This window comes from Flavobacterium sp., from assembly GCF_040402835.1.
Classification (GTDB): Bacteria; Bacteroidota; Bacteroidia; order Flavobacteriales; family Flavobacteriaceae; genus Flavobacterium.
This window is the reverse complement of sequence record NZ_JBBALW010000001.1, coordinates 45,126-70,903: the sequence shown is the minus strand read 5'-3', so window position 1 is coordinate 70,903 and position 25,778 is coordinate 45,126. Positions and strand designations below refer to the sequence as shown.

Annotated in this window: 37 protein-coding genes; 36 read left to right on the top strand and 1 reads right to left on the bottom strand. The window is 34.3% G+C overall.

Annotated features, from left to right (window positions below; translation table 11 throughout):
• Positions 1–5 precede the first annotated feature (5 nt).
• The 31 genes from rpsS (at position 6) to AC9UEH_RS00280 (ending at position 18,792) form a co-directional block, all read left to right on the top strand.
• Positions 6–284 carry a 30S ribosomal protein S19 gene (rpsS, locus tag AC9UEH_RS00430; protein WP_007136562.1) on the top strand — a complete coding sequence of 93 codons (279 nt, stop codon included), beginning with the start codon at positions 6–8 and terminating at the stop codon, positions 282–284.
• Positions 285–290: 6 nt separating this feature from the next.
• Positions 291–707 (top strand): 50S ribosomal protein L22, encoded by a 417-nt coding sequence (rplV, locus tag AC9UEH_RS00425; protein WP_509527318.1) that lies wholly within the window; start codon positions 291–293, stop codon positions 705–707.
• A 1-nt stretch (position 708) separates the two neighbouring features.
• Positions 709–1,470, top strand: coding sequence for a 30S ribosomal protein S3 (rpsC, locus tag AC9UEH_RS00420; protein WP_509527316.1), 762 nt, complete (start codon positions 709–711; stop codon positions 1,468–1,470).
• 19 nt (positions 1,471–1,489) lie between these two features.
• On the top strand, positions 1,490–1,915 hold the full coding sequence (gene rplP, locus AC9UEH_RS00415; RefSeq protein WP_007803637.1) for a 50S ribosomal protein L16: 426 nt from the start codon (positions 1,490–1,492) through the stop codon (positions 1,913–1,915).
• 14 nt (positions 1,916–1,929) lie between these two features.
• Positions 1,930–2,121: a 50S ribosomal protein L29 gene (rpmC, locus tag AC9UEH_RS00410; RefSeq protein WP_509527313.1), complete on the top strand. Its 192-nt coding sequence runs from the start codon at positions 1,930–1,932 to the stop codon at positions 2,119–2,121.
• 17 nt (positions 2,122–2,138) lie between these two features.
• Entirely contained in the window at positions 2,139–2,399 is a 261-nt protein-coding gene (gene rpsQ / locus AC9UEH_RS00405) for a 30S ribosomal protein S17 (protein WP_509527311.1), read from the top strand.
• A 2-nt stretch (positions 2,400–2,401) separates the two neighbouring features.
• A complete protein-coding gene (gene rplN / locus AC9UEH_RS00400; protein WP_022828366.1) occupies positions 2,402–2,770 on the top strand; it encodes a 50S ribosomal protein L14 in 369 nt (122 codons plus the stop codon).
• Between the two features lie 10 nt (positions 2,771–2,780).
• A complete protein-coding gene (gene rplX / locus AC9UEH_RS00395) occupies positions 2,781–3,095 on the top strand; it encodes a 50S ribosomal protein L24 (RefSeq protein WP_509527309.1) in 315 nt (104 codons plus the stop codon).
• Between the two features lie 2 nt (positions 3,096–3,097).
• Positions 3,098–3,649, top strand: a complete 552-nt coding sequence (rplE, locus tag AC9UEH_RS00390; RefSeq protein WP_509527307.1) for a 50S ribosomal protein L5 — start codon at positions 3,098–3,100, stop codon at positions 3,647–3,649.
• 3 nt (positions 3,650–3,652) lie between these two features.
• The gene (rpsN, locus tag AC9UEH_RS00385) at positions 3,653–3,922 is read left to right on the top strand and encodes a 30S ribosomal protein S14 (protein WP_007136553.1); all 270 of its coding nucleotides are present in this window, start codon (positions 3,653–3,655) and stop codon (positions 3,920–3,922) included.
• 92 nt (positions 3,923–4,014) lie between these two features.
• On the top strand, positions 4,015–4,413 hold the full coding sequence (gene rpsH, locus AC9UEH_RS00380; RefSeq protein ID WP_509527304.1) for a 30S ribosomal protein S8: 399 nt from the start codon (positions 4,015–4,017) through the stop codon (positions 4,411–4,413).
• A 16-nt stretch (positions 4,414–4,429) separates the two neighbouring features.
• Positions 4,430–4,972, top strand: a complete 543-nt coding sequence (rplF, locus tag AC9UEH_RS00375; RefSeq protein WP_509527302.1) for a 50S ribosomal protein L6 — start codon at positions 4,430–4,432, stop codon at positions 4,970–4,972.
• A gap of 13 nt (positions 4,973–4,985) precedes the next feature.
• A complete protein-coding gene (gene rplR, locus AC9UEH_RS00370; protein ID WP_509527300.1) occupies positions 4,986–5,336 on the top strand; it encodes a 50S ribosomal protein L18 in 351 nt (116 codons plus the stop codon).
• 6 nt (positions 5,337–5,342) lie between these two features.
• Positions 5,343–5,870, top strand: a complete 528-nt coding sequence (gene rpsE, locus AC9UEH_RS00365) for a 30S ribosomal protein S5 (RefSeq protein ID WP_509527298.1) — start codon at positions 5,343–5,345, stop codon at positions 5,868–5,870.
• 12 nt (positions 5,871–5,882) lie between these two features.
• Positions 5,883–6,065, top strand: coding sequence for a 50S ribosomal protein L30 (gene rpmD, locus AC9UEH_RS00360; RefSeq protein WP_027310825.1), 183 nt, complete (start codon positions 5,883–5,885; stop codon positions 6,063–6,065).
• Between the two features lie 11 nt (positions 6,066–6,076).
• Entirely contained in the window at positions 6,077–6,529 is a 453-nt protein-coding gene (gene rplO / locus AC9UEH_RS00355) for a 50S ribosomal protein L15 (protein ID WP_509527296.1), read from the top strand.
• Between the two features lie 10 nt (positions 6,530–6,539).
• The gene (gene secY / locus AC9UEH_RS00350) at positions 6,540–7,886 is read left to right on the top strand and encodes a preprotein translocase subunit SecY (protein WP_509527294.1); all 1,347 of its coding nucleotides are present in this window, start codon (positions 6,540–6,542) and stop codon (positions 7,884–7,886) included.
• 3 nt (positions 7,887–7,889) lie between these two features.
• Complete coding sequence (gene infA, locus AC9UEH_RS00345; RefSeq protein ID WP_007136545.1) at positions 7,890–8,105, top strand: translation initiation factor IF-1; 216 nt, start codon at positions 7,890–7,892, stop codon at positions 8,103–8,105.
• A 15-nt stretch (positions 8,106–8,120) separates the two neighbouring features.
• On the top strand, positions 8,121–8,237 hold the full coding sequence (ykgO, locus tag AC9UEH_RS00340) for a type B 50S ribosomal protein L36 (RefSeq protein ID WP_108736932.1): 117 nt from the start codon (positions 8,121–8,123) through the stop codon (positions 8,235–8,237).
• 2 nt (positions 8,238–8,239) lie between these two features.
• Positions 8,240–8,614, top strand: coding sequence for a 30S ribosomal protein S13 (gene rpsM, locus AC9UEH_RS00335; RefSeq protein ID WP_073018962.1), 375 nt, complete (start codon positions 8,240–8,242; stop codon positions 8,612–8,614).
• Positions 8,615–8,622: 8 nt separating this feature from the next.
• Positions 8,623–9,006 (top strand): 30S ribosomal protein S11, encoded by a 384-nt coding sequence (gene rpsK / locus AC9UEH_RS00330; protein WP_509527291.1) that lies wholly within the window; start codon positions 8,623–8,625, stop codon positions 9,004–9,006.
• Between the two features lie 90 nt (positions 9,007–9,096).
• A complete protein-coding gene (gene rpsD, locus AC9UEH_RS00325) occupies positions 9,097–9,702 on the top strand; it encodes a 30S ribosomal protein S4 (RefSeq protein WP_509527289.1) in 606 nt (201 codons plus the stop codon).
• A gap of 20 nt (positions 9,703–9,722) precedes the next feature.
• Positions 9,723–10,715 (top strand): DNA-directed RNA polymerase subunit alpha, encoded by a 993-nt coding sequence (locus tag AC9UEH_RS00320; RefSeq protein ID WP_509527287.1) that lies wholly within the window; start codon positions 9,723–9,725, stop codon positions 10,713–10,715.
• A 62-nt stretch (positions 10,716–10,777) separates the two neighbouring features.
• Entirely contained in the window at positions 10,778–11,278 is a 501-nt protein-coding gene (gene rplQ / locus AC9UEH_RS00315; RefSeq protein ID WP_509527285.1) for a 50S ribosomal protein L17, read from the top strand.
• Between the two features lie 263 nt (positions 11,279–11,541).
• Complete coding sequence (gene carA, locus AC9UEH_RS00310; RefSeq protein ID WP_509527283.1) at positions 11,542–12,651, top strand: glutamine-hydrolyzing carbamoyl-phosphate synthase small subunit; 1,110 nt, start codon at positions 11,542–11,544, stop codon at positions 12,649–12,651.
• A 110-nt stretch (positions 12,652–12,761) separates the two neighbouring features.
• Entirely contained in the window at positions 12,762–14,054 is a 1,293-nt protein-coding gene (gene eno, locus AC9UEH_RS00305) for a phosphopyruvate hydratase (RefSeq protein WP_509527280.1), read from the top strand.
• A gap of 211 nt (positions 14,055–14,265) precedes the next feature.
• On the top strand, positions 14,266–15,549 hold the full coding sequence (locus AC9UEH_RS00300) for a citrate synthase (RefSeq protein ID WP_509527278.1): 1,284 nt from the start codon (positions 14,266–14,268) through the stop codon (positions 15,547–15,549).
• Positions 15,550–15,633: 84 nt separating this feature from the next.
• Entirely contained in the window at positions 15,634–16,548 is a 915-nt protein-coding gene (locus tag AC9UEH_RS00295) for a dimethylarginine dimethylaminohydrolase family protein (protein ID WP_509527276.1), read from the top strand.
• A 266-nt stretch (positions 16,549–16,814) separates the two neighbouring features.
• On the top strand, positions 16,815–17,183 hold the full coding sequence (locus AC9UEH_RS00290; RefSeq protein WP_509527274.1) for a four helix bundle protein: 369 nt from the start codon (positions 16,815–16,817) through the stop codon (positions 17,181–17,183).
• Between the two features lie 274 nt (positions 17,184–17,457).
• On the top strand, positions 17,458–18,393 hold the full coding sequence (gene ctlX, locus AC9UEH_RS00285) for a citrulline utilization hydrolase CtlX (protein WP_509527272.1): 936 nt from the start codon (positions 17,458–17,460) through the stop codon (positions 18,391–18,393).
• Between the two features lie 33 nt (positions 18,394–18,426).
• Complete coding sequence (locus tag AC9UEH_RS00280; protein WP_509527270.1) at positions 18,427–18,792, top strand: CoA-binding protein; 366 nt, start codon at positions 18,427–18,429, stop codon at positions 18,790–18,792.
• A gap of 388 nt (positions 18,793–19,180) precedes the next feature.
• On the opposite strand, the gene AC9UEH_RS00275 is transcribed toward AC9UEH_RS00280, so the two are convergent.
• Positions 19,181–20,683 (bottom strand): sodium:solute symporter, encoded by a 1,503-nt coding sequence (locus tag AC9UEH_RS00275; RefSeq protein ID WP_509527268.1) that lies wholly within the window; start codon positions 20,681–20,683, stop codon positions 19,181–19,183.
• 334 nt (positions 20,684–21,017) lie between these two features.
• Here AC9UEH_RS00275 and AC9UEH_RS00270 point away from each other — a divergent pair, with 334 nt between their 5' ends.
• From AC9UEH_RS00270 to AC9UEH_RS00250, 5 genes are all read left to right on the top strand, one after another.
• The gene (locus AC9UEH_RS00270) at positions 21,018–21,590 is read left to right on the top strand and encodes a porin family protein (protein ID WP_509527266.1); all 573 of its coding nucleotides are present in this window, start codon (positions 21,018–21,020) and stop codon (positions 21,588–21,590) included.
• A gap of 117 nt (positions 21,591–21,707) precedes the next feature.
• Entirely contained in the window at positions 21,708–22,238 is a 531-nt protein-coding gene (locus tag AC9UEH_RS00265) for an ArsR family transcriptional regulator (RefSeq protein ID WP_509527264.1), read from the top strand.
• A gap of 2 nt (positions 22,239–22,240) precedes the next feature.
• Entirely contained in the window at positions 22,241–22,705 is a 465-nt protein-coding gene (locus tag AC9UEH_RS00260; RefSeq protein ID WP_509527262.1) for a UpxY family transcription antiterminator, read from the top strand.
• A 385-nt stretch (positions 22,706–23,090) separates the two neighbouring features.
• Positions 23,091–24,353, top strand: coding sequence for a nucleotide sugar dehydrogenase (locus tag AC9UEH_RS00255; RefSeq protein ID WP_509527260.1), 1,263 nt, complete (start codon positions 23,091–23,093; stop codon positions 24,351–24,353).
• Positions 24,354–24,564: 211 nt separating this feature from the next.
• The gene (locus AC9UEH_RS00250) at positions 24,565–25,515 is read left to right on the top strand and encodes a GDP-L-fucose synthase family protein (RefSeq protein WP_509527258.1); all 951 of its coding nucleotides are present in this window, start codon (positions 24,565–24,567) and stop codon (positions 25,513–25,515) included.
• The last annotated feature ends 263 nt before the right edge of the window (positions 25,516–25,778 follow it).

Here is a 25,778-nt window from a genome sequence, read left to right as displayed (position 1 = left end):
AAGATATGGCACGTTCATTAAAAAAAGGACCTTTCGTTCATTATAAGTTAGACAAGAAAGTTCAAGAAAACATTGCAGGTGGTAATAAAGGAGTAGTAAAGACATGGTCTAGAGCTTCAATGATTACTCCAGACTTTGTTGGACAAACAATCGCAGTTCATAACGGTCGTCAGTTTGTACCAGTTTACGTAACAGAAAACATGGTAGGTCACAAATTAGGAGAATTTTCACCAACTCGATCTTTTAGGGGTCACGCTGGAGCAAAAAATAAAGGTAAAAAATAAGAAGCAATGGGAGTTCGTAAAAGAGAAACAGCAGATGCGAGAAAAGAGGCTAATAAGTCTTTGGCTTTCGCGAAATTGAATAACTGCCCTACTTCACCTAGAAAAATGCGCTTAGTAGCGGACTTGGTAAGAGGTCAGAAAGTAGAAAGAGCACTAAATATTTTAAGATTTAGTTCTAAAGAAGCTTCAAGAAAATTAGAAAAATTGGTTTTATCTGTTATTGCCAACTGGCAAGCAAAAAACCCTGATGCTAATATGGAAGAAGCAGGCTTATTCGTAAAAGAGATTAGAGTAGATGGTGGAATGATGTTAAAAAGACTTCGTCCAGCACCACAAGGTCGCGCACACAGAATTAGAAAACGTTCTAATCACGTAACAATCGTGTTAGGAGCTATTAATAACACACAAGCAATTAATAATTAAGATGGGACAAAAGACAAATCCAATAGGAAATAGACTTGGTATCATCAGAGGATGGGATTCCAACTGGTATGGTGGAAATGATTACGGTGATAAACTTGCCGAAGATTTCAAAATCAGAAAGTATATCCATGCTCGTTTATCAAAAGCTAGTGTATCAAAGGTATATATCGAAAGAACTTTGAAACTTGTAACCGTTACTATCACTACTGCTAGACCTGGTATTATTATCGGAAAAGGTGGCCAAGAGGTAGACAAGTTAAAAGAAGAACTTAAGAAAGTTACCGACAAAGAGGTTCAAATCAACATCTTTGAAATTAAAAGACCTGAGTTAGATGCTTATTTAGTTGCTACAAGCATCTGTCGTCAAATCGAAAGCAGAATTTCTTACAGACGTGCAATCAAAATGGCTATTGCTGCTACTATGCGTATGAACGCAGAAGGTATCAAAGTTTTGATTTCTGGACGTTTGAATGGTGCAGAAATGGCGCGTTCAGAAGGTTTCAAAGAAGGTAGAATTCCTCTATCAACTTTCAGAGCTGATATTGATTACGCACTTGCTGAAGCACATACTACTTATGGTAGAATGGGAATCAAAGTGTGGATCATGAAAGGTGAAGTTTATGGAAAGAGAGATCTTTCTCCACTTGCTGGAATGGATAAAAAACAATCTGGACCAAATAGTGGTAAAGGTGGCGATTCTCCAAGAGGAGACAGAAAGCCTTTTAATAAAGGTGGTAAACCAGACGCTCGTAAACGAAAGTAAATTTTTAAACTAAAGAAAAATGTTACAGCCTAAAAGAACAAAATACCGAAAGGTACAAAAGGGTAAAATGAAAGGAAATTCTCAAAGAGGACATGAACTTTCTAATGGAATGTTTGGAATTAAATCTGTACATGAAGATGGAATGTTCTTAACCTCTCGTCAAATCGAAGCTGCGCGTATTGCTGCAACTCGTTTTATGAAAAGAGAAGGACAATTATGGATTAAAATATTTCCAGACAAACCAATCACAAAGAAACCTCTTGAGGTACGTATGGGTAAAGGTAAAGGAGCCGTTGAATATTGGGCTGCCGTTGTTAAACCCGGAAGAATTATGTTTGAAGTTGGAGGAGTACCTTTGTCAGTTGCAAAAGAGGCGTTACGTCTTGCAGCTCAAAAGCTTCCAGTAAAAACTAAATTTGTCGTTGCTAGAGATTTCGAAGCATAATCTTATATTATATTATGAAACAATCAGAAATAAAAAATCTTTCTGCAGCGGAGTTGCAAGAGAAACTTAGTCAAACTAAGAAGATATATGCTGACCTTAAAATGGCACATGCCATTTCACCAATTGAAAATCCACTTCAAATTAGAAGTGTAAGAAGATCAGTTGCAAGATTAGCTACAGAACTTACTAAAAGAGAGTTACAATAATTGTAATCTGCTGAAAGATGGAAGAAAAAAGAAATTTAAGAAAAGAAAGAGTTGGTGTTGTTACTTCAGACAAAATGGATAAATCTATTGTTGTTGAAGAAGTGCGTAAAGTTAAACACCCATTATACGGTAAGTTCGTGTTGAAAACTAAAAAGTATCACGCACACGACGAAAAGAACGACTGTAATATTGGAGATACTGTAAGGATTAGCGAAACGCGTCCTTTAAGTAAAACAAAATGTTGGAGGTTAGTTGAAATCATTGAAAGAGCTAAATAATTATGGTACAACAAGAATCAAGACTAAAAGTAGCAGATAACACAGGAGCAAAAGAAGTTTTGACTATCCGTGTTTTAGGAGGTACCAAAAGAAGGTATGCCTCTGTTGGTGACAAGATTGTAGTTTCAATAAAAGATACATCTCCAAACGGAAGCGTTAAAAAAGGAGCTGTTTCAACTGCAGTTGTTGTACGTACCAAAAAAGAAGTGAGAAGAGCCGACGGTTCATACATTAGATTTGACGATAACGCTTGCGTATTGTTAAATGCTGCTGGTGAAATGAGAGGAACTCGCGTTTTTGGTCCAGTAGCAAGAGAACTTCGTGAAAAACAATTCATGAAAATTGTATCATTAGCACCAGAAGTGCTTTAATTATTTTAAGATGATAAAGCTAAAAATAAAAACAGGAGATATTGTAAGAGTTATTGCTGGAGACCATAAAGGTTCTGAAGGTAAAGTTCTTAAAGTTGACCGTGAGAAGAACAAAGCGATTGTTGAAGCCGTAAATATGGTTTCAAAACATACCAAACCAAGTGCTAAAAGCCCTCAAGGAGGAATCGTTAAGAAAGAAGCTGCAATTCAAATTTCAAATTTATCTCTTATAGATCCTAAAACTAAGGAAGCTACAAGAGTTGGAATCAGAATTGAAGGAGATAAAAAAGTAAGATTTTCAAAAAAATCTAATCAAGTACTATAGTGATGGCTTATATACCTAGACTAAAAGATGAATATAAGAACAGAGTAGTCTCTGCTCTTAAAGAAGAATTCGGTTACACAAACGTAATGCAAGTTCCAAAATTGGAAAAAATCGTTTTGAGTAAAGGAGTTGGTGCAGCAGTATCTGACAAAAAACTAATTGACTATGCAGTTGATGAGTTAACAAAGATTACTGGACAAAAAGCAGTTTCTACAATTTCAAAGAAAGACGTTGCGTCATTCAAATTGAGAAAAGGAATGCCGATTGGTGCAAAAGTTACCCTTCGTGGAGAAAGAATGTATGAGTTTTTAGATAGACTTGTTACTTCATCTTTGCCACGTGTTAGAGATTTTAGTGGTATCAAAGCTACTGGTTTCGACGGAAGAGGTAATTATAACTTAGGTGTTTTAGAACAAATCATTTTCCCTGAAATTGATATTGATAAAGTAAATAAAATTTCTGGAATGGATATTTCCTTTGTTACTTCTGCAAAAACAGATAAAGAAGCAAAGTCGTTATTAGCCGTACTAGGATTACCTTTTAAAAAGAATTAAGACATGGCTAAAGAATCAATGAAAGCCCGTGAGGTAAAAAGAGAAAAAACGGTAGCAAAATATGCTGAGAAAAGAAAAGCTTTGTTAGAAGCTGGAGATTTCGTAGGTTTGCAAAAGTTGCCGAAAAATGCTTCACCTGTTCGTTTGCACAATCGTTGTAAATTAACTGGAAGACCAAGAGGTTATATGCGTCAATTTGGACTTTCACGTGTTACATTTCGTGAAATGGCAAATAACGGATTAATCCCAGGTGTTAAAAAAGCATCTTGGTAGAAACGTAATTTACGTTTTTTTATAAACATTTATAAATTGGTTTCAGGTTCGAATAATAGTTATTTGAAAACCAAAACCGCAAATCAATAAACATGTACACAGATCCTATTGCGGATTATTTGACAAGAGTTAGAAACGCCGTGGCTGCAAACCACAAAGTTGTCGAAATTCCTGCATCTAATCTAAAAAAAGAAATAACTAAGATCTTATTTGATCAAGGATATATCTTAAGTTACAAATTTGAAGACAACGCTGTTCAGGGTTCAATCAAAATAGCTTTGAAGTATGATAAAGATACCAAAGAGTCAGTAATCAAAGACATCCAAAGAATTAGTAAACCAGGTTTACGAAAGTATGCAGGTTCTTCTAAAATCCCAAGAATCTTAAACGGTTTAGGTATTGCGATTGTTTCTACATCAAAAGGTTTGATGACTGGAAAACAAGCGAAACAACTTAATGTTGGTGGCGAAGTAATTTGCTACGTATACTAATTTAAAGTCTAGTAAGATGTCAAGAATAGGTAAAAACCCAGTTGTAATCCCTGCTGGCGTAACTGTTGAAGTTGCTTCAGGAATCATTACAGTAAAAGGAAAAAAAGGTCAACTAACGCAGGAGTTTTCGGACGTAACTGTAACAGTTGAAGGCGATCAAGTTCAAGTTGATAGATCGTCTGATCATAAAGACCATAGAGCAAAACACGGATTGTACAGATCTTTAATCAATAATATGATTGTAGGTGTATCGGAAGGTTTTACTAAAGAATTGGAATTGGTAGGTGTTGGTTATAGAGCATCTAATCAAGGACAAAAATTGGACTTAGCTTTAGGTTATTCTCATAATATTGTTTTGGAAGTTGCTTCTGAAGTAGTTGTTGAAACAATATCTGAAAAAGGTAAGAATCCAATCGTAAAATTAACATCATTCGACAAACAACTATTAGGGCAGGTAGCTGCAAAAATTAGAGGTTTTAGAAAACCAGAACCTTACAAAGGAAAAGGTGTTAAATTCGTAGGTGAAGTATTAAGAAGAAAAGCGGGTAAATCAGCTTAAAAAATATAAGATTATGTCATTAACAAAATCTGATAGAAGACAGAGAATTAGATATAGAATTAGAAAGACAATTAGTGGTACTGCTACTAATCCAAGACTTTCTGTATTTAGAAGTAACAAAGAAATTTATGCTCAATTAATTGACGATGTTTCTGGAGTTACTATTTTATCTGCATCTTCAAGAGAAAAAGAAGTAAGTAAAGGTACAAACGTAGATGTTGCAACTGCAGTTGGAAAACTAGTTGGAGAAAAAGCGTTAAAAGCCGGTATTGATGTAGTAACTTTCGATAGAGGAGGTTATTTATATCACGGTCGTATTAAATCATTAGCTGAAGGCGCGAGAGCTGCTGGACTTAAATTCTAATATAGTATGTCTAATAGTAAATACAAGAATGTAGAGTTAGTAAAGCCTAGTGGTCTTGAATTAAAAGATCGTTTGGTAAGTGTAAATCGTGTTACTAAGGTTACAAAGGGTGGTAGAGCTTTTGGTTTTTCTGCTATTGTAGTCGTAGGTGATGAAAATGGAGTAGTTGGTCACGGATTAGGAAAATCTAAAGACGTTTCTGAAGCAATTGCGAAAGCAGTAGAAGATGCCAAGAAAAATTTAGTAAAAATTCCTTTGAATGGTCAATCAGTTCCTCACGAACAAAAAGGTAAATTTGGTGGTGCACGTGTATTCTTAATTCCTGCCTCTCATGGTACAGGAGTTATTGCTGGTGGAGCTGTTCGTTCAGTTCTTGAATCAGTTGGAATTCATGATGTATTGTCAAAATCACAAGGATCATCAAATCCTCACAACGTAGTTAAAGCAACTTTTGATGCTTTGTTACAAATGAGAAGTGCTCATACTGTTGCAAAACAAAGAGGTATTTCTTTAGATAAAGTTTTTAAAGGTTAATTCAAGGAAATTATGGCTAAATTATTAGTAAAACAAGTAAGAAGCAAAATCAACTGTCCACTTACTCAAAAAAGAGGATTAGAGGCTTTGGGACTTCGTAAAATGGGTCAAGTTGTAGAGCATGATTCTAACCCAACTATCCTTGGAATGATAAATAAAGTTAAACACTTAGTTTCTGTTGAAGAAGCTAAATAACAAATACTGTTATGAATTTAAGTAACTTACAACCTGCTGAAGGTGCTACACACAATCAAAACAAAAGATTAGGTAGAGGAGAAGGTTCTGGAAAAGGTGGTACTTCTGCAAGAGGTCACAAAGGAGCAAAATCTCGTTCTGGTTATTCTAAAAAGATTGGTTTTGAAGGAGGGCAAATGCCACTTCAAAGACGTGTGCCTAAGTTTGGTTTCACAAACATCAATCGTAAAGAATACGAAGGTGTTAATCTTGATACACTTCAATTACTTGTTGATAATGGTGTAATTACAGATACTGTTGATATGACAGTTTTTGTATCAAACCGTTTGGCTACCAAAAATGAAATCGTAAAGATTTTAGGTAGAGGAGAATTGACAGCAAAATTAAAGGTAACTGCTCACAAATTTACTGCAACCGCTAAAGCCGCTATTGAGGCTGCTGGTGGAGAAGCTGTAACATTATAATTTTAGTAAGATGAAGAAATTTATTGAATCATTAATTAATGTTTGGAAAATCGAGGAACTTAAAAATAGAATCCTAATCACTTTAGGACTACTTTTAGTATATCGTTTTGGAGCACATGTTACGCTACCAGGTATTGACGCTACACAATTAAACAGTTTAGCAGGCCAAACTAAAAACGGTATTGGTTCAATTCTTGACATGTTTACTGGTGGTGCTTTTTCAAAAGCTTCTATCTTTGCATTAGGTATTATGCCTTATATTTCAGCATCTATTGTTGTTCAGTTAATGGGAATCGCGGTTCCGTATTTACAAAAATTGCAAAGCGATGGTGAAAGTGGAAGAAAGAAAATTAACCAAATCACACGTTGGTTGACAATCGCTATTACTTTAGTTCAAGGTCCTGGTTATATTTATAACTTGTACAGAACTTTGCCTAAAGCAGCTTTCTTATTAGGTTCAGATTCTTTTGCATTCTTATTCTCATCAGTTATTATTTTAGTTACAGGGACAATTTTTGCCATGTGGTTAGGAGAAAAAATTACTGATAAAGGAATCGGTAATGGTATATCACTATTAATTATGGTGGGTATATTAGCAAGATTACCACAAGCATTTATTCAAGAATTTACAACTAGAGTAACAAACAACAACGGAGGTCCAATGTTATTGGTAATCGAAATTATTGTATGGTTATTGGTTATTATCTCTTGTGTATTGTTAGTAATGGCAATTAGAAAAATCCCTGTTCAGTACGCAAGACGAACTGTTTCTGGAGATTTCGAAGAAGATATGATGGGCGGAAACAGACAATGGATTCCTTTAAAGCTTAATGCATCTGGTGTAATGCCAATTATATTTGCACAAGCTATTATGTTTATTCCAGCTGCATTAGCAGGATTGTCTAAATCAGATGTTTCATCCTCTATTGCAGGTGCATTTAGTAATATGTTCGGTTTTTGGTATAACCTTTTGTTTGCAACTTTAATTGTTGTATTTACTTTCTTTTATACTGCAATTACTGTTCCTACAAACAAAATGGCAGATGACTTAAAAAGAAGTGGTGGATTTATTCCTGGTATCAGACCTGGTATAGAAACATCTGACTTTTTAGATAAAGTGATGTCTTTAATTACTTTTCCAGGTTCTTTATTTCTTGCTTTGATAGCTGTGTTCCCAGCGATTGTTGTAAGTATTATGGATGTTCAACAATCTTGGGCAATGTTCTTTGGAGGTACGTCACTTATAATTATGGTTGGTGTAGCAATTGATACAATTCAACAAATCAATTCCTACTTGCTTAATAAGCATTATGATGGTTTGATGAAAAGTGGAAAAAATAGAAAAGCGGTAGCTTAATTTATGGCAAAACAATCAGCAATAGAACAAGACGGATCAATTATTGAAGCATTATCAAATGCGATGTTCCGTGTAGAATTAGAAAATGGACATATTGTAATTGCTCATATTTCTGGAAAAATGCGAATGCATTATATCAAATTATTACCTGGTGATAAAGTGAAACTAGAAATGAGTCCTTACGATTTGTCAAAAGCAAGAATTACTTATAGATATTAATAAAGGCTATTCACAATGAAAGTTAGAGCATCAGTTAAAAAGAGAAGTCCCGAGTGCGTTATCGTGCGAAGAAAAGGGAGATTGTACGTAATTAACAAAAAGAATCCTAGATTTAAACAAAGACAAGGATAGTTATGGCAAGAATTGCAGGGGTAGATATCCCGAAAAATAAGAGAGGTGTTATTGCACTAACCTACATCTTCGGATTAGGAAAAAGTAGAGCTATTGAGATTTTAGAAAAAGCTCAAGTTAGCCAAGACAAGAAAGTTCAAGATTGGAATGATGACGAAATCGGAGCAATTCGTGAAGCGGTATCAACATTCAAAATTGAAGGTGAATTGCGTTCAGAAGTTTCTTTAAACATCAAACGTCTTATGGACATTGGTTGTTATAGAGGTATTCGTCATAGATCTGGTCTTCCATTAAGAGGACAAAGAACGAAGAACAACTCTAGAACAAGAAAAGGTAAGAGAAAAACTGTTGCCAACAAGAAAAAAGCAACTAAATAATAAGTAGTATGGCTAAGGCAAGTGCAAAAAAACGTAAAGTAATAGTTGAATCAACAGGAGAAGCGCATATCAGTGCAACTTTTAATAACATTATCATTTCTTTAACGAATAAGAAAGGGGAAGTTATTTCATGGTCTTCAGCTGGTAAAATGGGCTTCAGAGGTTCTAAAAAGAACACTCCGTATGCAGCTCAAATGGCAGCAGAAGATTGTAGTAAGGTAGCTCTTGAAGCAGGACTTAAAAAAGTAAAAGTGTATGTAAAAGGACCAGGAAACGGACGTGAGTCTGCAATCCGTTCTTTACATAACGGTGGAATTGAAGTTACAGAGATTATCGATGTTACTCCAATACCTCACAACGGATGTCGTCCTCCTAAAAGACGTAGAGTTTAATAATATATTTAAGTATAACTAGGTAGAATACACGATTATCGAAGGATATGACCTGAATTCATAATCTCTACCTTAATTTAATTTTTTAAAATGGCAAGATATACTGGTCCAAAAACTAGAATTGCTCGTAAATTTGGCGAAGCAATCTTCGGAGATGACAAATCTTTCGAAAGAAGAAATTATCCACCCGGTCAACACGGGATGGCTAAAAAAAGAGGTAAAAAATCTGAATATGCTATCCAGTTAATGGAGAAGCAAAAAGCTAAATATTCTTACGGAATTTTAGAAAAACAATTTAGAGGTTTGTTCAAAAAAGCAGCAGCCACTAAAGGTGTAACTGGTGAAGTTCTTTTACAATTGTGTGAAGCAAGATTAGATAACGTTGTATTTAGAATGGGTATTGCTCCTTCTAGAAGAGGCGCTAGACAATTAGTTTCTCACAGACACATTACCGTTAACGGTGAAGTTGTTGATATTGCGTCTTACCACCTAAGAGCTGGTGATAAAGTTGCAGTTCGTGAAAAATCTAAATCATTAGAAGCTATTGAGCGTTCTTTGTCTAATTCAAGTCATGTATATGAATGGATTACTTGGAACAACGATGTTAAAGAAGGTACTTTTGTTTCTGTTCCTGCTAGATTGCAGATTCCAGAAAATATAAAAGAACAATTAATCGTAGAGTTGTACAATAAATAGTAATTGACTTAGTCGAAATTATGGCAATATTTAATTTTCAGAAGCCCGATAAAGTTATCATGATCGATTCTAACGATTTTGAAGGTAAGTTTGAATTCAGACCTTTAGAACCTGGTTACGGATTGACAGTTGGTAACGCACTTAGAAGAGTTTTACTTTCTGCTTTAGAAGGATACGCAATCACATCTGTTCGAATCGAAGGTGTAGATCACGAATTTTCTACTATTCCTGGAGTTGTTGAAGACGTTACCGAAATTATTCTTAATCTAAAACAAGTACGTTTTAAACGTCAAATTGAAGATGTAGACAATGAAACTATAACAGTTTCTGTAAACGGTAAAGAGCAACTTACTGCTGGTGATTTTCAAAAATTCATTTCAGGTTTCCAAGTACTGAACCCAGAACTTGTAATCTGTAATCTTGATAAAAAAGTTAATTTGAATTTCGAATTGACAATTGAAAAAGGTAGAGGATATGTTCCTGCAGAAGAGAACAAAAAACAAAACGCAGCAATTGGAACAATTTTTACTGACTCTATTTTTACTCCGGTAAAAAATGTAAAGTATGCAATTGAAAATTTCCGTGTGGAGCAAAAAACAGATTATGAAAAATTGGTTTTTGAAATAAAAACTGATGGCTCAATCAATCCAAAAGATGCTTTAACCGAAGCAGCAAAAGTTTTAATTCACCATTTCATGTTGTTTTCTGACGAAAGAATAACACTTGAGGCTGACGAAATTGCTCAAACAGATTCGTATGACGAAGAGTCATTACACATGAGACAATTGCTTAAAACTAAGCTTGTTGATATGGATTTATCTGTTAGAGCATTAAATTGTTTGAAAGCGGCTGAAGTTGATACATTAGGCGACTTGGTATCATTCAATAAAAATGACCTAATGAAATTCCGTAATTTCGGTAAAAAATCTTTAACTGAACTAGACGAACTAGTAGCTATTAAAAATTTAACCTTCGGAATGGATTTAGCGAAATACAAACTAGATAAAGAATAATTTACTTCATATTTTGCTCTCCATAGTGGATTGTAGCAAGATGAAGTTAAAATAAATTGGTCATGAGACACGGAAAAAAATTCAATCATTTAGGCAGACAAACTGCGCATAGAAAATCTATGTTAGCTAATATGGCCTGTTCCCTAATCGAGCACAAACGTATTAATACTACTGTAGCTAAAGCAAAAGCGCTAAAACAATTTGTAGAGCCTTTAATTACAAAATCAAAAGCAGATACTACGCACAACAGACGTATCGTTTTTTCATACTTACGTAGCAAATACGCCGTAACTGACTTGTTCAGAGACGTAGCTGAAAAAGTTGGAGATCGTCCAGGTGGATACACCCGTATCATCAAAGTTGGAAATCGTTTAGGAGATAATGCCGATATGGCAATGATCGAATTAGTAGATTTCAATGAACTTTACAACGGCGGTAAAAAAGAAGTTAAAAAAGCAAAAAGCCGTAGAGGTGGAAAAGCGAAGAAAGCAGACGAAACTTCCCAAGAAGAAGTTACAGAAGTTCCAACAGCTGAAGCCGATACTACTGACGCTGCAGAATAATGAATTTCATTATTTAATAAATAGAAAAGGACACACTTTAATTAGTTTGTCCTTTTTTTTTGAGCGAATTTTTAGGCATTCTAAACCAATCGTATTCCTGCTGTACATTGCAATCCTCAAAATTGCTTCGTGCCTCACAATTTTGAGGGATTTCCATTTCCATCAGGGCTAAACAGATTTTTTTGGCTTCTCGAGGAATTAAATTTTCATAGCATCATATTTTAAATTAAATTTGCAACCACAACACAACAACTACAACAAAAATGAAGTACTCAAACAGAAAACCTGCAATTCTACTCCTTAGCGACGGAACCATTTTTCACGGAAAATCCATCGGAATCGAAGGAACTGCATTCGGAGAAGTTTGTTTTAATACCGGAATGACAGGATACCAAGAAATATTTACCGACCCGTCGTATTATGGTCAAATAATGGTAGCCACCAATCCACACATTGGAAACTACGGCGTTCACGAACAAGAAGTCGATTCAGATGGAATTAAAATTTCTGGATTGGTTTGCAAAAACTTCAGTTTTAACTATTCAAGACCCGATGCCTCAGAAAGCCTTTTCGACTATTTTGAAAAAGTAAATTTAGTTGTCATTTCCGATGTCGATACAAGAGCATTAGTGAGTTACATCCGTGAAAATGGTGCTATGAATTCTGTGATTTGTACCGATGGAACTTCAATTGAAGAATTAAAAGCAAAATTAGCTTTAGTTCCTAATATGAAAGGATTAGAATTGGCTTCTAAAGTTTCTACTAAAGAACCTTATTTTTTCGGAAATGAAAAGGCAACCTATAAAATTGCAGCTTTAGATTTAGGAATAAAAACCAATATCTTAAGATGCTTGGACACCAGAGATTGTTACATCAAAGTATTTCCATACAACACCCCTTTTGAAGAATTGAAAGCTTTCAATCCTGATGGGTATTTTCTTTCCAATGGTCCTGGAGACCCAGATCCATTGAAACAAGTACAAGAAGTAACGCGTCAAATATTGCAAACAAATACTCCTGTATTCGGGATTTGTTTGGGACACCAAATGATTGCCTTAGCCAATGGAATTTCAACCTATAAAATGTTCAACGGACACCGAGGAATCAATCATCCTATAAAAAATATAATTTCAGGCAAAGGCGAAATTACTTCTCAAAATCACGGTTTTGCCGTAAATAAAGAAGAATTAGAACAACATCCTGATTTTGAAATCACCCATTTACATCTCAATGATGGTACTGTGGCAGGAATGAGAATGATTAACAAAAGCTGTTTTTCAGTGCAATACCATCCCGAAGCAAGTCCTGGACCACACGATGCAGCCTATTTATTTGACCAATTCATAGATAATATGAAACTTTCTAGTAACTAAAACGTTTGAGTTAATAACATTAATTGGTTTCAAAAAATCAATCCGATAGTTGTGATATATTTGCGATACAATTTACAAACTAGTATTAATCACTTATAAAAAAGAAAAAAATGAGCATTATTATCAAAATTCACGCAAGACAAATTTTCGACTCAAGAGGAAACCCAACAATTGAAGTTGATGTAGTTACCGAAAACGGCGTTTTAGGGAGAGCTGCAGTTCCTTCAGGAGCATCAACAGGAAAATACGAAGCGGCTGAATTACGTGATGGTGGTAAAGCATTTCTTGGAAAAGGAGTTTTAAAAGCTGTTGAAAATGTAAATACCAAAATAGCAGAAGAATTATTAGGAACTTCTGTTTTTGAACAAAATCTAATCGATCAAACCATGATTGCTTTAGATGGAACACCTAACAAGTCAAATTTGGGTGCCAATGCCATTCTTGGAGTTTCATTAGCAGTCGCTAAAGCAGCTTCCAATGAATTGGGATTGCCATTATACAGATATATTGGTGGGGTTTCTGCCAACACATTGCCAGTTCCAATGATGAATATCATCAACGGTGGTTCGCATTCTGATGCGCCAATCGCATTTCAAGAATTTATGATTATACCAGTAAAAGCCACAACTTTCACTCAAGCAATGCAAATGGGAACAGAAATTTTCCACAATCTTAAAAAAGTTTTACACGACAGAGGCTTGAGTACTGCTGTTGGTGACGAAGGTGGTTTTGCACCAAATTTAGCTGGCGGAACGGAAGATGCATTAGATACCATCAAAAAAGCGGTTGAAGCTGCTGGATATTCTTTTGGTGATGAAATTATGGTTGCCTTAGATTGTGCTGCTTCCGAATTCTATGTAAACGGAAAATACGATTATACAAAATTTGAAGGACCAACAGGAAAAATAAGATCGTCGGAAGAACAAGCAGATTATTTGGCTGAATTGGCTTCTAAATATCCAATTATTTCTATTGAAGATGGAATGGATGAAAATGACTGGGACGGTTGGAAATATTTAACCGATAAAATCGGACACACAACACAATTAGTTGGTGATGATTTATTTGTAACCAATGTAGAACGTTTGTCAACAGGAATTGAAAGAGGAATTGCCAATTCAATATTAGTAAAAGTAAACCAAATTGGTACTTTAACGGAAACAATTGCGGCGGTAAATATGGCTAAAAATGCTGGATTTACTTCAGTAATGTCGCACCGTTCAGGAGAAACAGAAGACAATACCATCGCCGATTTAGCGGTTGCATTGAACTGTGGTCAAATCAAAACGGGTTCTGCTTCAAGAAGTGATAGAATGGCAAAATACAATCAATTACTCAGAATTGAAGAAGAACTTGGCGACACGGCTTACTTTCCTGGCAAAAAAGCGTTCAAAACGAGATAGTTTTTCTAAATAAATTTTAAACGTCCAACGAGTAGAATTGCTTATTGGACGTTTTTTTTTGTCGTAATTTTTGATATTTTATCGATATGCATATCAATTGTGCACTATTTATACTTAATTTAACGAAATCGTTAGCGTATTTCTTTTATAATTGATATGAAATACCTTATTTTTGTTACTTATTATTTAATAAGATTATTTCCCATATATTATGTCAAAAATAGCTGTTTTAGAATTAGAAGGTAAAAAATATGAATTTCCAGTAATTGTTGGAAGTGAAAATGAAGTTGCCATCGATATTAATAAATTACGTGATTTAACGGGTGCAATTACTATAGACCCAGGTTATAAAAATTCAGGTTCTTGCACAAGTGAAATTACGTACCTTGATGGTGAAGAAGGAATTTTGCGTTACAGAGGGTATGCAATTGAAGATTTAGCGGATAAAGCAAACTTTCTTGAAGTATCCTACTTATTGATTTTCGGGGATTTGCCAACAAAATTAGAGTTGGAGAAATTTGAAACCAATATCAGAAAATATACATTGGTTAACGAAGAAATGAAAAACATCATTGATGGCTTTCCTAAAACCGCCCATCCAATGGGGGTTTTATCTTCTTTGACAAGTGCATTAACAGCATTTAACCCTAAATCGGTGAATGTTGAAAATGAAAAAGAAATGTATGAAGCAGTTTGTAAAACAATGGGAAAATTTCTTGTAATTGCAACGTGGACTTACAGAAAAAGCATGGGATATCCGTTAAATTATTACGATAATACGAAAGGATATGTTGAAAATTTTATGCATTTAATGTTTGAAATTCCTACAGAACCCTATACTTCAAATCCAGTTGTAATCAATGCATTGAACAAGTTATTCATTCTTCACGGTGATCACGAACAAAACTGTTCCACATCAACAGTAAGAATGGTGGGTTCTTCTCATGCAGGGTTATTCGCCTCTATTTCTGCAGGGGTTTCTGCACTTTGGGGACCACTTCACGGTGGAGCGAATCAAGCTGTTCTGGAAATGTTAGAAGAAATACAGTTGAACGGTGGCGATGCCGATAAATATATGGCGAAAGCCAAAGACAAAGACGACCCTTTTCGATTGATGGGTTTTGGTCACAGAGTTTATAAAAACTTTGATCCAAGAGCCAAAATCATCAAAAAAGCTGCCGATGAAGTTTTAGCAACTTTAGGAGTAAACGACCCAATTTTGGAAATTGCAAAAAAATTAGAAGCAGCTGCTTTGGTAGATGACTATTTTGTTTCAAGAAAATTATATCCAAATGTAGATTTCTATTCTGGTATTATTTACCGTGCTTTGGGAATTCCTACCGATATGTTTACTGTTTTATTTGCTATTGGAAGATTACCAGGTTGGATTGCGCAATGGAAAGAAATGCGTGAAAACAAAGAGCCAATTGGTCGTCCAAGACAAGTTTATACGGGACATCCTTTGAGAGATTTCAAATCTATTGACAAAAGATAGATTTTTTGGTTAAAAAATGAGAAAGCTTCACTAATTGTGAGGCTTTTTTTTATATTTGTAGGTAGTCAAAACTAAAATAGAATTATGTTGCAACTCAACGTACAAAACGAAACATCAAGATTAAGAGCCGTAGTTTTAGGTTCAGCGATAAATAATGGACCTACTCCAAGTATTGAGGAAGCGTACGATCCAAAATCATTGGAACATATTTTAGCGGGAACGTATCCCGTAGAAGCGGATATGGTTAAAGAAATGGAGGCATTCTATGCTGTTTTTCAAAAATACAATGTAACTGTTTATCGTCCAGAACAGATTGAAAATTACAATCAAATTTTTGCCCGGGACATCGGTTTTGTAATTGATGGTGTTTTCATAAAAGCAAATATATTACCTGATAGAGAGCGCGAATTGGATGCCATTCAATATGTAATCAATCAAATAAATCCGTTAAAAGTCATTCGACCTCCAGAAGATGTTCATATTGAAGGTGGCGATGTAATGCTTTGGAACAATTATATTTTTATTGGAACCTATAAAGGCAGTGATTATAAAGATTATATTACCGCAAGAACCAATTGGCAAGGGGTGGAATTTATAAGAAATTTATTTCCAAACAAAATTGTCAAAGAATTTGATTTGGTGAAATCGAAAATTGAAGCTCGAGACAATGCCTTGCATTTAGACTGTTGTTTTCAGCCAGTAGGCGTCAATAAAGGGATTATTTACAAAAGAGGTTTCCGTGAAGAAGCGGATTATATGTTTTTAGTAAATCTTTTTGGAAAGGAAAATCTGTTTCATATTAAAAGAGAAGAAATGTATAATATGAATTCGAATGTCTTTTCAATAGCTCCAGATGTAGTTGTTTCTGAGAGAAAGTTCAAAAGGTTAAACAAGTGGCTAAGGGAAAATGGTTTCACCGTTGAAGAAATTCCCTATGCCGAAATCGCCAAACAAGAAGGTTTATTGCGTTGCTCGACATTGCCGTTGATTAGAGAATGAAGGTTGTGGGGTGTAAGTTGTAGGTTGTAAGTTTTTAGTTTGATTATGGATAGAAACGTTGTAAGTTGTGGGTTGTATGTTTTAGCTAGATTATTCAAAAGAAAAAATAAAAGTATTATATGCTATAAATAGGAATTCAATTTTGATACTATCCTATTTTAAATACATAACTTATAACATATAGAAAATAGCAACTATAATAAACCATAAAACATTAGCTTACAACAAATTAACTTGTAACAATCAACAATTTAAACGCCAAAAAAATGAAAAGTTATAAAGATTTAGAAGTTTATAATTTAGGATTAGAATTATTCTACATAAGTCATAACTACTCTTTAAAATTGCCTAAACATGAATTGTATGAACTTGGAAGTCAGCTTCGGAGATCCGCCGATTCAGTGACTACTAATATTGTCGAAGGATATGGTCGAAAAAGATATAAAGCAGATTTTGTAAAATTTCTTACTTATTCCTATGCAAGTTGCCTTGAAACAGTATTTCACATTGAAAAAATAACAATTTTATATCCAGAAATAATTGAAAATAAGACTGAATTTATATCTAAATACAACGAATTGAGTGCTAAAATTTATAATTTTATTAAATATGTTGAAGAGAATTGGAAAACATAATTGAAATTGGTTGTGGGTTATGAGTTATAAGTTGTAAGTTGTAAGTTTGATTATGGATATTAAGGCAGGGCATTATACATAATGTAAAAATTAATATATTAATATTCTTTATTTTGATTCTTGTTTATAAACACAATTTCGATTCAATCAATATAAAACATTGATTTTTATATATTTAGCAAATATTAAATTATAATAATTAACAAATAATCATTAATTTTAAATAAATCGTAACCTACAACTTACAACTCATAACCTATAACTTACAAAAAACATGAACCAAACTACCAATTCCATTTTAATGATTCGCCCAGTTGCGTTTCGAATGAACGAGCAAACTGCCGTTAATAATTATTACCAAAAAGTGATTGATGGTTTATCGCCAGAAACTGTAAATGCCAGGGCGCAGCAAGAATTCGATGCGTTTGTCGCTAAATTAACTGCTTTTGGCGTAGATATAATTGTGGTTGAAGATACTTTAAATCCAGATACCCCAGACAGCATTTTTCCGAACAATTGGATTTCATTTCACGAAAATGGCGACGTCGCTTTATTTCCAATGTTTGCCGAAAATCGTCGTCAAGAACGTCGGGAGGAACTATTGGATATTTTAGAAGAAAAAGGATTCATCATCGAAAATATTGTCGATTATACCTCTGCCGAGGAAGACGGTTATTTCCTTGAAGGTACAGGAAGTATTTTGCTTGACAGAGCCAATGGAAAAGCATATTGTGCTTTATCACCAAGGGCTGATGAGGAATTATTCATCGAATTTTGCGAAGATTTTGATTTAAATCCAATTTTATTTGAATCCTTTCAAACCGTAAATGGCGAACGAAAATTAATTTATCATACCAATGTAATGATGTGTTTAGGAGAAACCTACGCTGTTATTTGCGCCGATTCAATCGATGACAAAAAAGAGCGAAAAATGGTTTTGGACAGCCTTAAAGGCGATGAAAAAGAAGTAATTTTAATTACGGAAGACCAAGTCAACAATTTTGCAGGAAATATGCTCGAAGTAAAAGGAGTCAACGACCGAAGATATTTGGTAATGAGCACATCGGCACATAAAAGTTTGACTAAAAAACAAGTCGCACAATTGGAAGAACACGTCACTATTTTGAGCTCAAGCCTTGACACCATTGAAGCTTGTGGTGGTGGAAGTGCAAGATGTATGATGGCGGAAATTTTCTTAACAAGAGAGTAAAATAAAAACAACACTTTTTCGTACTTTTGTCGAATGAAAAATAAAAAAACGGTAGTACTCGGAGCGTCAACAAAACCCGATAGATATTCCTTTAAAGCCATCACAATGCTTGTCGAGAAAGGACATACGGTGATCGCCATCGGGCAAAATACAGGCGAAGTTGCGGGAGTGAAAATCTATACAAAAGCCATTCCTTTATCGCAAATCAACACCATTTCCCTGTATCTGAACGCAGCCAGACAAAGGGATTATTACAATTATATCGTCGAAGCAAAGCCAAAAAGGGTGATTTTTAATCCCGGAACAGAAAATCCAGAATTCTATCAATTACTAAAATTGAACAATATAAAGGTAGAAATTGCCTGCACATTGGTATTATTGACAACCAATCAATATTAGTTTTTTTTTGGAGCTATTCCTGCTGTACGTTGCAATCTTTGCTTTTTAAAGAAAAAAAGCAAAGGATTTCCACTGCCATCAGGGCTAAAAATTAGAACCTGAGAATAGCGTACAGACCAAGTCAATTCGGATTTTGTTTCTATAAATTAGATAATAGACGAAGAGATAATAGATTAAATAGTCTTAATTATCAACCATTTCTCACAGTGCCCTCACAGAATTATCACAAGAAAACAACGAAGAAAAGAACGGAAGCAACCCCGATAGACGAGGAGGCACGACGAGCGACTTGGGTTGTGGAGAGATTGCCGAGGTAGTTTTCAAGATAATATTGTGCAGGCTTGATCTTTTTTGTTACTTTTTACCATCAAGGGAAAAAAGTAAAAAATCAGAATCGCGTTTCAGAAGTTGCAGGTTTGCTAATCAGCAACAATCCAATAAAAGTAAGCAATCCATTGATAATTATGAGTTCATTATCAATTACATAATCGCCCAATAACGCTGCCGAATTATAACTTATCAAAAAGCAAATTGCTGGAGAAAGCAAACAAATCAATGGAACCAATTTGTCGTGAACGGTTTTTGATTTCATAAACAATCCAAAACAATACAATCCCAAAAGAGGCCCATACGTATAAGATGCAATCTTGAAAATCATACTCACCACCGAAGCGTTATTTATTGCATTAAAAATCACAATTACCAAAAACATTAAAAGCGAAAATCCAATATGAACGAAATGTCTTGTTCGTACCATATTTGCTTTAGCAGCGTTTTCAATTTTGTCCATGCCAAGAAAATCAACACAAAAAGAGGTCGTTAAAGCCGTCAATGCAGAGTCTGTGGTTGCAAATGTAGCGGCGGTTAATCCCAAAAGAAATACAATTGCAGGAATTAATGTCAAATGATGAAAAGCAATTTCTGGGAATAATAAATCCGTTCGGGGTTTTCCGGTGATTAAATCGGTAGGAACTGAAATGCCATTTTTTTCGGCATAAATATAAAGTAGCGCGCCCACACTTAAAAAGAAAATATTGATAATGACAAAAATCCCGGTGAATGTGAACATGTTTTTTTGGGCTTCGCCAATAGTAGCGCAACTCAAATTCTTTTGCATCAGATCTTGGTCAAGTCCTACCATTGCTATAGTTACAAATATTCCACCTAAAATTTGTTTGATGAAATAAGTTCCTTTCATATAATCATCAAAGAAAAATATTTTAGAATAATTGCTATTTTTTACTACTTCAAAGGCTTCAAAAACATTTAGGTTGAGACTGCTGCAAATAAAATATATCGTTAAGAAAACAGAGGAAACTAAGAAAACTGTTTGTAAAGTATCTGTAATTATAATTGTTTTTAAACCCCCTCGATAAGTATAGGCGAATATTAAAAGCAAAGAAATTAGAACCGTTGCAGCAAATGGAATTTGATAAAAATCAAAAACATAGCGTTGCAAAACGATAACTACCAAATACAATCGGAAAGACGAGCCAATAGTTCTACTTATTAAAAATATGGAAGCGGCAGTTTTATAGCTAATCGTTCCCAAACGTTGCTCGATATAACTATAAATAGAAGTGAGATTCATTCTGTAATATAAAGGAAGCAGCACTTTCGCAATAATTATAAATCCAATGGCATTCCCCAAAACAAATTGAAAATACTTGAATTGATTTTCAGGATTTCCTACTTCGCCAGGAACTGATATGAAAGTAACCCCTGAAAGTGCGGTTCCAATCATTCCAAAAGCAACTAAATACCACTTCGAGTTTTTATTTGCTTTAAAAAAAGCTTCATTTCCAGTATTGTTTTTAGATACAAAATGCGAAATCAAAAACAAGATTCCGAAATACACAATCATTAAGGACACTATGGCAATTGGGGTCATAAAGAATATTTTATTACAAATAACTTATTTTTTTCTCATTTTTTCAAATATTTTCGGATTCTATTTGTGATGCATTGATTCTATAAATAAAATAGGCTGCGAAAAATAGTAACTTTATTTCGCTTTTTATTTCAAATTAGTCTAATAATCCCTTTCTATCAGGAATACTAAAAGAAATATATTGTTGGTTTTTTATAGAACGATTGGACTAATTAATAATTGCTATTGGTAGTAGTTGTGATAGGTGTTTTAACAAACTATTAAATTTTATTTTTATTTATTTATTTATTTAAATTTTATTATATATTTGTTTTAAATTAAAAAAACAAACACTATGAAAAATTTATTAGCTTTATTTTTATTATTTACAATTACAATTGGTTTTAGTCAAGAAAACGGAAAAAATCAAAATTCAAAATGGATTATTGGTTTTGGTACTAATTTTATTGACAATACCAGCACAATGAACAATCAATATTTTAATACTTCAAAACAATGGAATTACATTCCTACAGTTTCTAGAATCAGTTTTGAAAAAAGTATTTCTAAAGAGTTTTCTATTGAATCAGCAATAGCAATGAATTCTATTTCGTCTAAAATCTATCAAAATGGTGCAATGATTAAAAACGACGCTGTTTATTATGGATTGGATTTAAATGGAAAATTTTTCTTTGATGATTACATAGTTGAACAATCTAAAATTGATGCCTTCTTGGTTTTAGGAGTTGGAATCAATTCTGTAGACAGTGTTACAAATCAAACATCAAATTTTGGTTTAGGACTTAATTTTTGGGTGCAACCTAATTTAGGGTTCCGACTTCAAACGGTTGGTAAATATGGTTTTGATCAACAATCGCTACTCAACAATCACATTCAGCACAGTGCAGAATTTATTTTCAAATTTTAATACTCAAACCGCTTTAGAGCGGTTTTTTTTTCGCCATAAATTTTTGATTAAAAAAACTACAGTAAAATTTGGTTTAGCAACATATAACGAGTACTTTTGGTACTCAATATATGTGCAATGCTAGAAACACTCATTACATCTAAAACACGCATTCGTATTTTGGTTAAGTTTTTTTTAAACTCAGCCAATCACGGTTATTTGCGTGGTTTAGCTGAAGAAATGAATGAATCTACTAACTCCATTCGCAAAGAGTTAAATAGCCTTGAAGAAGCAGGCTATTTACAAAAAAAAGCAATCAAAAATAGAATTTCTTACAAGGCTAATACGAGTCACCCTCTTTTTAAAACCCTCAAAAAAATTATTTTCCAACACATTGGGCTGGATTCAATTGTTGAAATGGTTTTAGACAGGATGGGTAGTGTTAAAAAAGTAATAGTAATTGGAGATTATGCCAATGGAATTGATAGCGGTGTTATTGAAGTTATAGTTATTGGTGATGACTTGAATACGGAATATATTGAACAACTATCGGTTAAAATAGAAAAGGAAATTAAACGCAAAGTCCAATTTTTTATTACACAAAGTTATGATGGTAAAGGATTGTTAATTTATGAAGATGACTCTTCTTTATCAACTAAAATTGAGTAAAGATGTCTTGGTTTGCACTCTATACACGTCCAAAAAAAGAAAAAAAAGTAACTGAGCAATTGGAACAACTTGGAATTGAAGCCTATTGTCCTATGATTACTCAAATAAAGCAATGGTCTGACCGAAAAAAAAAGGTAGAAACGCCACTAATTCGTTCGTATGTATTTGTGAATTTAGAAGAAAAAGAACGAAATAAAGTTTTTGAAGTTCACGGAATTGTTCGTTATTTGTATTGGTTGGGGAAACCTGCCATTATTCAGGAGCATGAAATTGTGGCATTAAAAAATAGTCTAAAAGGAATTCTGACTTCTGTTGAAGTAGAAGGAATCAAGCCTGGAGACAATCTCACCATTCCTAAAGGTCCTTTTCAAGGAAAAGAAGGAGTTGTGACACAGGTAGAAAAAAATAAAATACGTTTGGTTCTAAAAGAATTGGGTGTGTTAATCACAATTTGTAGAGAAGCGTAAAGTTTTGGCAATTATTTTGAATGCTTTGTTAGTTACGAATATGTGACTGACGGGGCGAAGCCGTGGAAAAAGCCCCCTAACCCCCGAAGGGGGAACGAAGAAGTGGAATTAAATTACAAGTTGTACTTAGAGGAAGTTGTAGGTTCTTGGTTGTTAGTTGAAAAAAAAGATAATAGACCAAAAAATAATAGACAGAAAACTTTGACCGATGTTCGTTTTACGATAAACGAATAAACTAATCATCTTTTCCATTTCCATCAAGGTAAAAAAGTAAAGAATAAAAACTAAGTTTTGTAAGTTGTAAGTTGTAGGTTAAAAATGTTGAATCGGTAAATAGAAAAAACCTGATTTTTTCAACAAAAAGTACTAAAAAAAATAGTGAAAAATGGAAATTTCAAATAAAAATATCGCCATTATTGGTCTGGGTTATGTAGGACTTCCTCTGGCAGTTGCATTTGGATCCAAATACAAAACGGTAGGATTTGATATCAATACCACTCGTGTTGCGGAATTGTTAGAAGGAGTCGACCGTACTTTAGAATCCGATAGCGACAAGATAAAAGCGGCAACCCAATTGACTTTTTCTAGTGCTGTAGCAGATTTGAAAGACTGCGACATTTTTATTGTAACGGTTCCAACACCCATAAATCAATTCAAAGCCCCCGATTTAAATCCGTTGCTCAAAGCTTCAGAAATGATTGGGAAAGTACTTAAAAAAGGAGCTATTGTAATTTATGAGAGTACGGTTTATCCGGGGTGTACAGAAGAGGATTGTGTACCTGTTTTAGAAAAATATAGTGGCTTAAAATTCAATAGTGATTTTTACTGTGGCTACAGTCCGGAACGAATTAATCCGGGAGATAAAGTAAATACTTTAACTACTATAAAGAAAGTGACCTCAGGCTCTACGCCCGAAATAGCCACTTTTGTTGATGATTTGTATGCTTCAATAATTACTGCTGGAACTTATAAAGCGCCTAGTATTAAAGTTGCAGAAGCCAGTAAAGCCATTGAAAATGCACAACGTGATGTAAACATATCCTTTGTAAATGAATTGGCTTTAATTTTTGATAGAATTGGAATTGATACCAACGATGTTTTGGAAGCTGCCGGAACAAAATGGAATTTTTTAAAATACAAACCCGGTTTGGTTGGTGGTCATTGCATTGGGGTTGACCCTTATTATTTAGCACACAAAGCAGAATCTTTGGGCTACCATCCTCAAGTTATTCTTTCAGGAAGACGTGTAAATGACACCATGGGCATGTTTATTGCAGGGAAAGTCGTTAAGATGATGATTCAAAAAGGAACCAATATTAAAGGAGCTAAAGCATTATTACTAGGGGTTACTTTTAAAGAGAATTGTCCAGACATTCGTAACTCCAAAGTAGTAGATATCTATAATGAATTAGTTCAATTTGGATTAGAGGTGGATGTTTTTGATTCCCATGCTGATTTTTCTCAAGTTAAAGCAGAATATAACATTGAATTGATACAAGTTCCAACTAAATATGATGCCATTATATTGACAGTTGCTCATAAAGAGTTTCTTAAATTAGATTTAAATGAATTTAAAAAGGGAACACACACCGTCATTTTTGATAGTAAAGCTGCATTACCAAGAGAAAATGTTGATGCAAGGTTGTAGGCCTCCTAGCCGCCGAAGAGGGAATTGAGGAGTGGGATTATGCGATTTTTGGTTGAGAAAATAGACAATAGACGAAGAGAAAATAGATGAAAAACGTTGACCGTTAACCGATGTTGGTTTTCTATTGAAGATAGACATATGACGAATAGTGACAATCGATTTTCTAGGTTGATAAATCTTAAATAGTAATAAATTATTAATTTGACAATGAATGAACTTAGACTCTAAAATATACATTGCAGGCCATAATGGAATGGTTGGAAGTGCTATTTGGCGTTCCTTGTCTGCAAAAGGATATTCGAATTTAATAGGTGCCAGCAGTAAGGAATTAGACCTAAGAAATCAGCAATCAGTTTTTGACTTTATTTCAAAAGAAAAGCCAGACGTGATTATAGATGCTGCCGCTAAAGTAGGAGGAATATTGGCTAATAATGATTTTCCATACCAATTTTTAATGGAAAATATGCAAATTCAAAACAATCTAATAAGCGCTGCTTTTGATCAAGGAATCAATAAATTTATTTTTCTCGGTAGCTCTTGTATTTATCCTAAGTTGGCGCCGCAACCATTAAAGGAAGACTACTTGTTAACAGGTGCTTTGGAACCAACAAACGAATGGTATGCTTTAGCAAAAATTACGGGTGTGAAGGCTTGTCAAGCACTCCGAAACCAATTCGGGAAAGATTTTGTGAGTTTGATGCCCACTAATTTATATGGAATAAACGACAATTTTGATTTGAATAGTTCTCATGTTTTACCTGCATTAATTAGAAAATTCCATGACGGCAAACTGAATAATGACGCTCCCGTTACCCTTTGGGGAAGTGGAACGCCATTGAGAGAATTTCTATTTGTAGATGATATGGCTCAGGCAGTGGTTTTTGCTTTAGAAAATAAATTGCCTGATTATTTATACAATGTGGGCACGGGAGAAGATTTAACTATTAAAGAATTGGCGCTATTAATTCAAAAAATTATTGGTCATCAAGGAGAAATCATTTGGGATAATTCGAAACCTGACGGAACCCCAAGAAAATTAATGGATGTTTCCAAAATGCATGCTTTAGGATGGAAACATAAAGTGAATTTAGAAGAAGGGATACAGAAAACATACACATGGTTTTTAGAGAACGTGAAGGTGTTCAAGGAAGTAAAAATGTAAAGTCGTTTATCGTCCACCGTCCATCGCAAAACGAACAACGAGCAACTAAAATCGTTTACCGTCCACCGTCCATCGCAAAACGAACAACGAGCAACTAAAATCGTTTACCGTCACCGTCCATCGCAAAACGAACAACGAGCAACTAAAATCGTTTACCGTCCACCGTCCATCGCAAAACGAACAACGAGCAACTAAAATCGTTTACCGTCACCGTCCATCGCAAAACGAACAACGAGCAACTAAAATCGTTTACCGTCCACCGT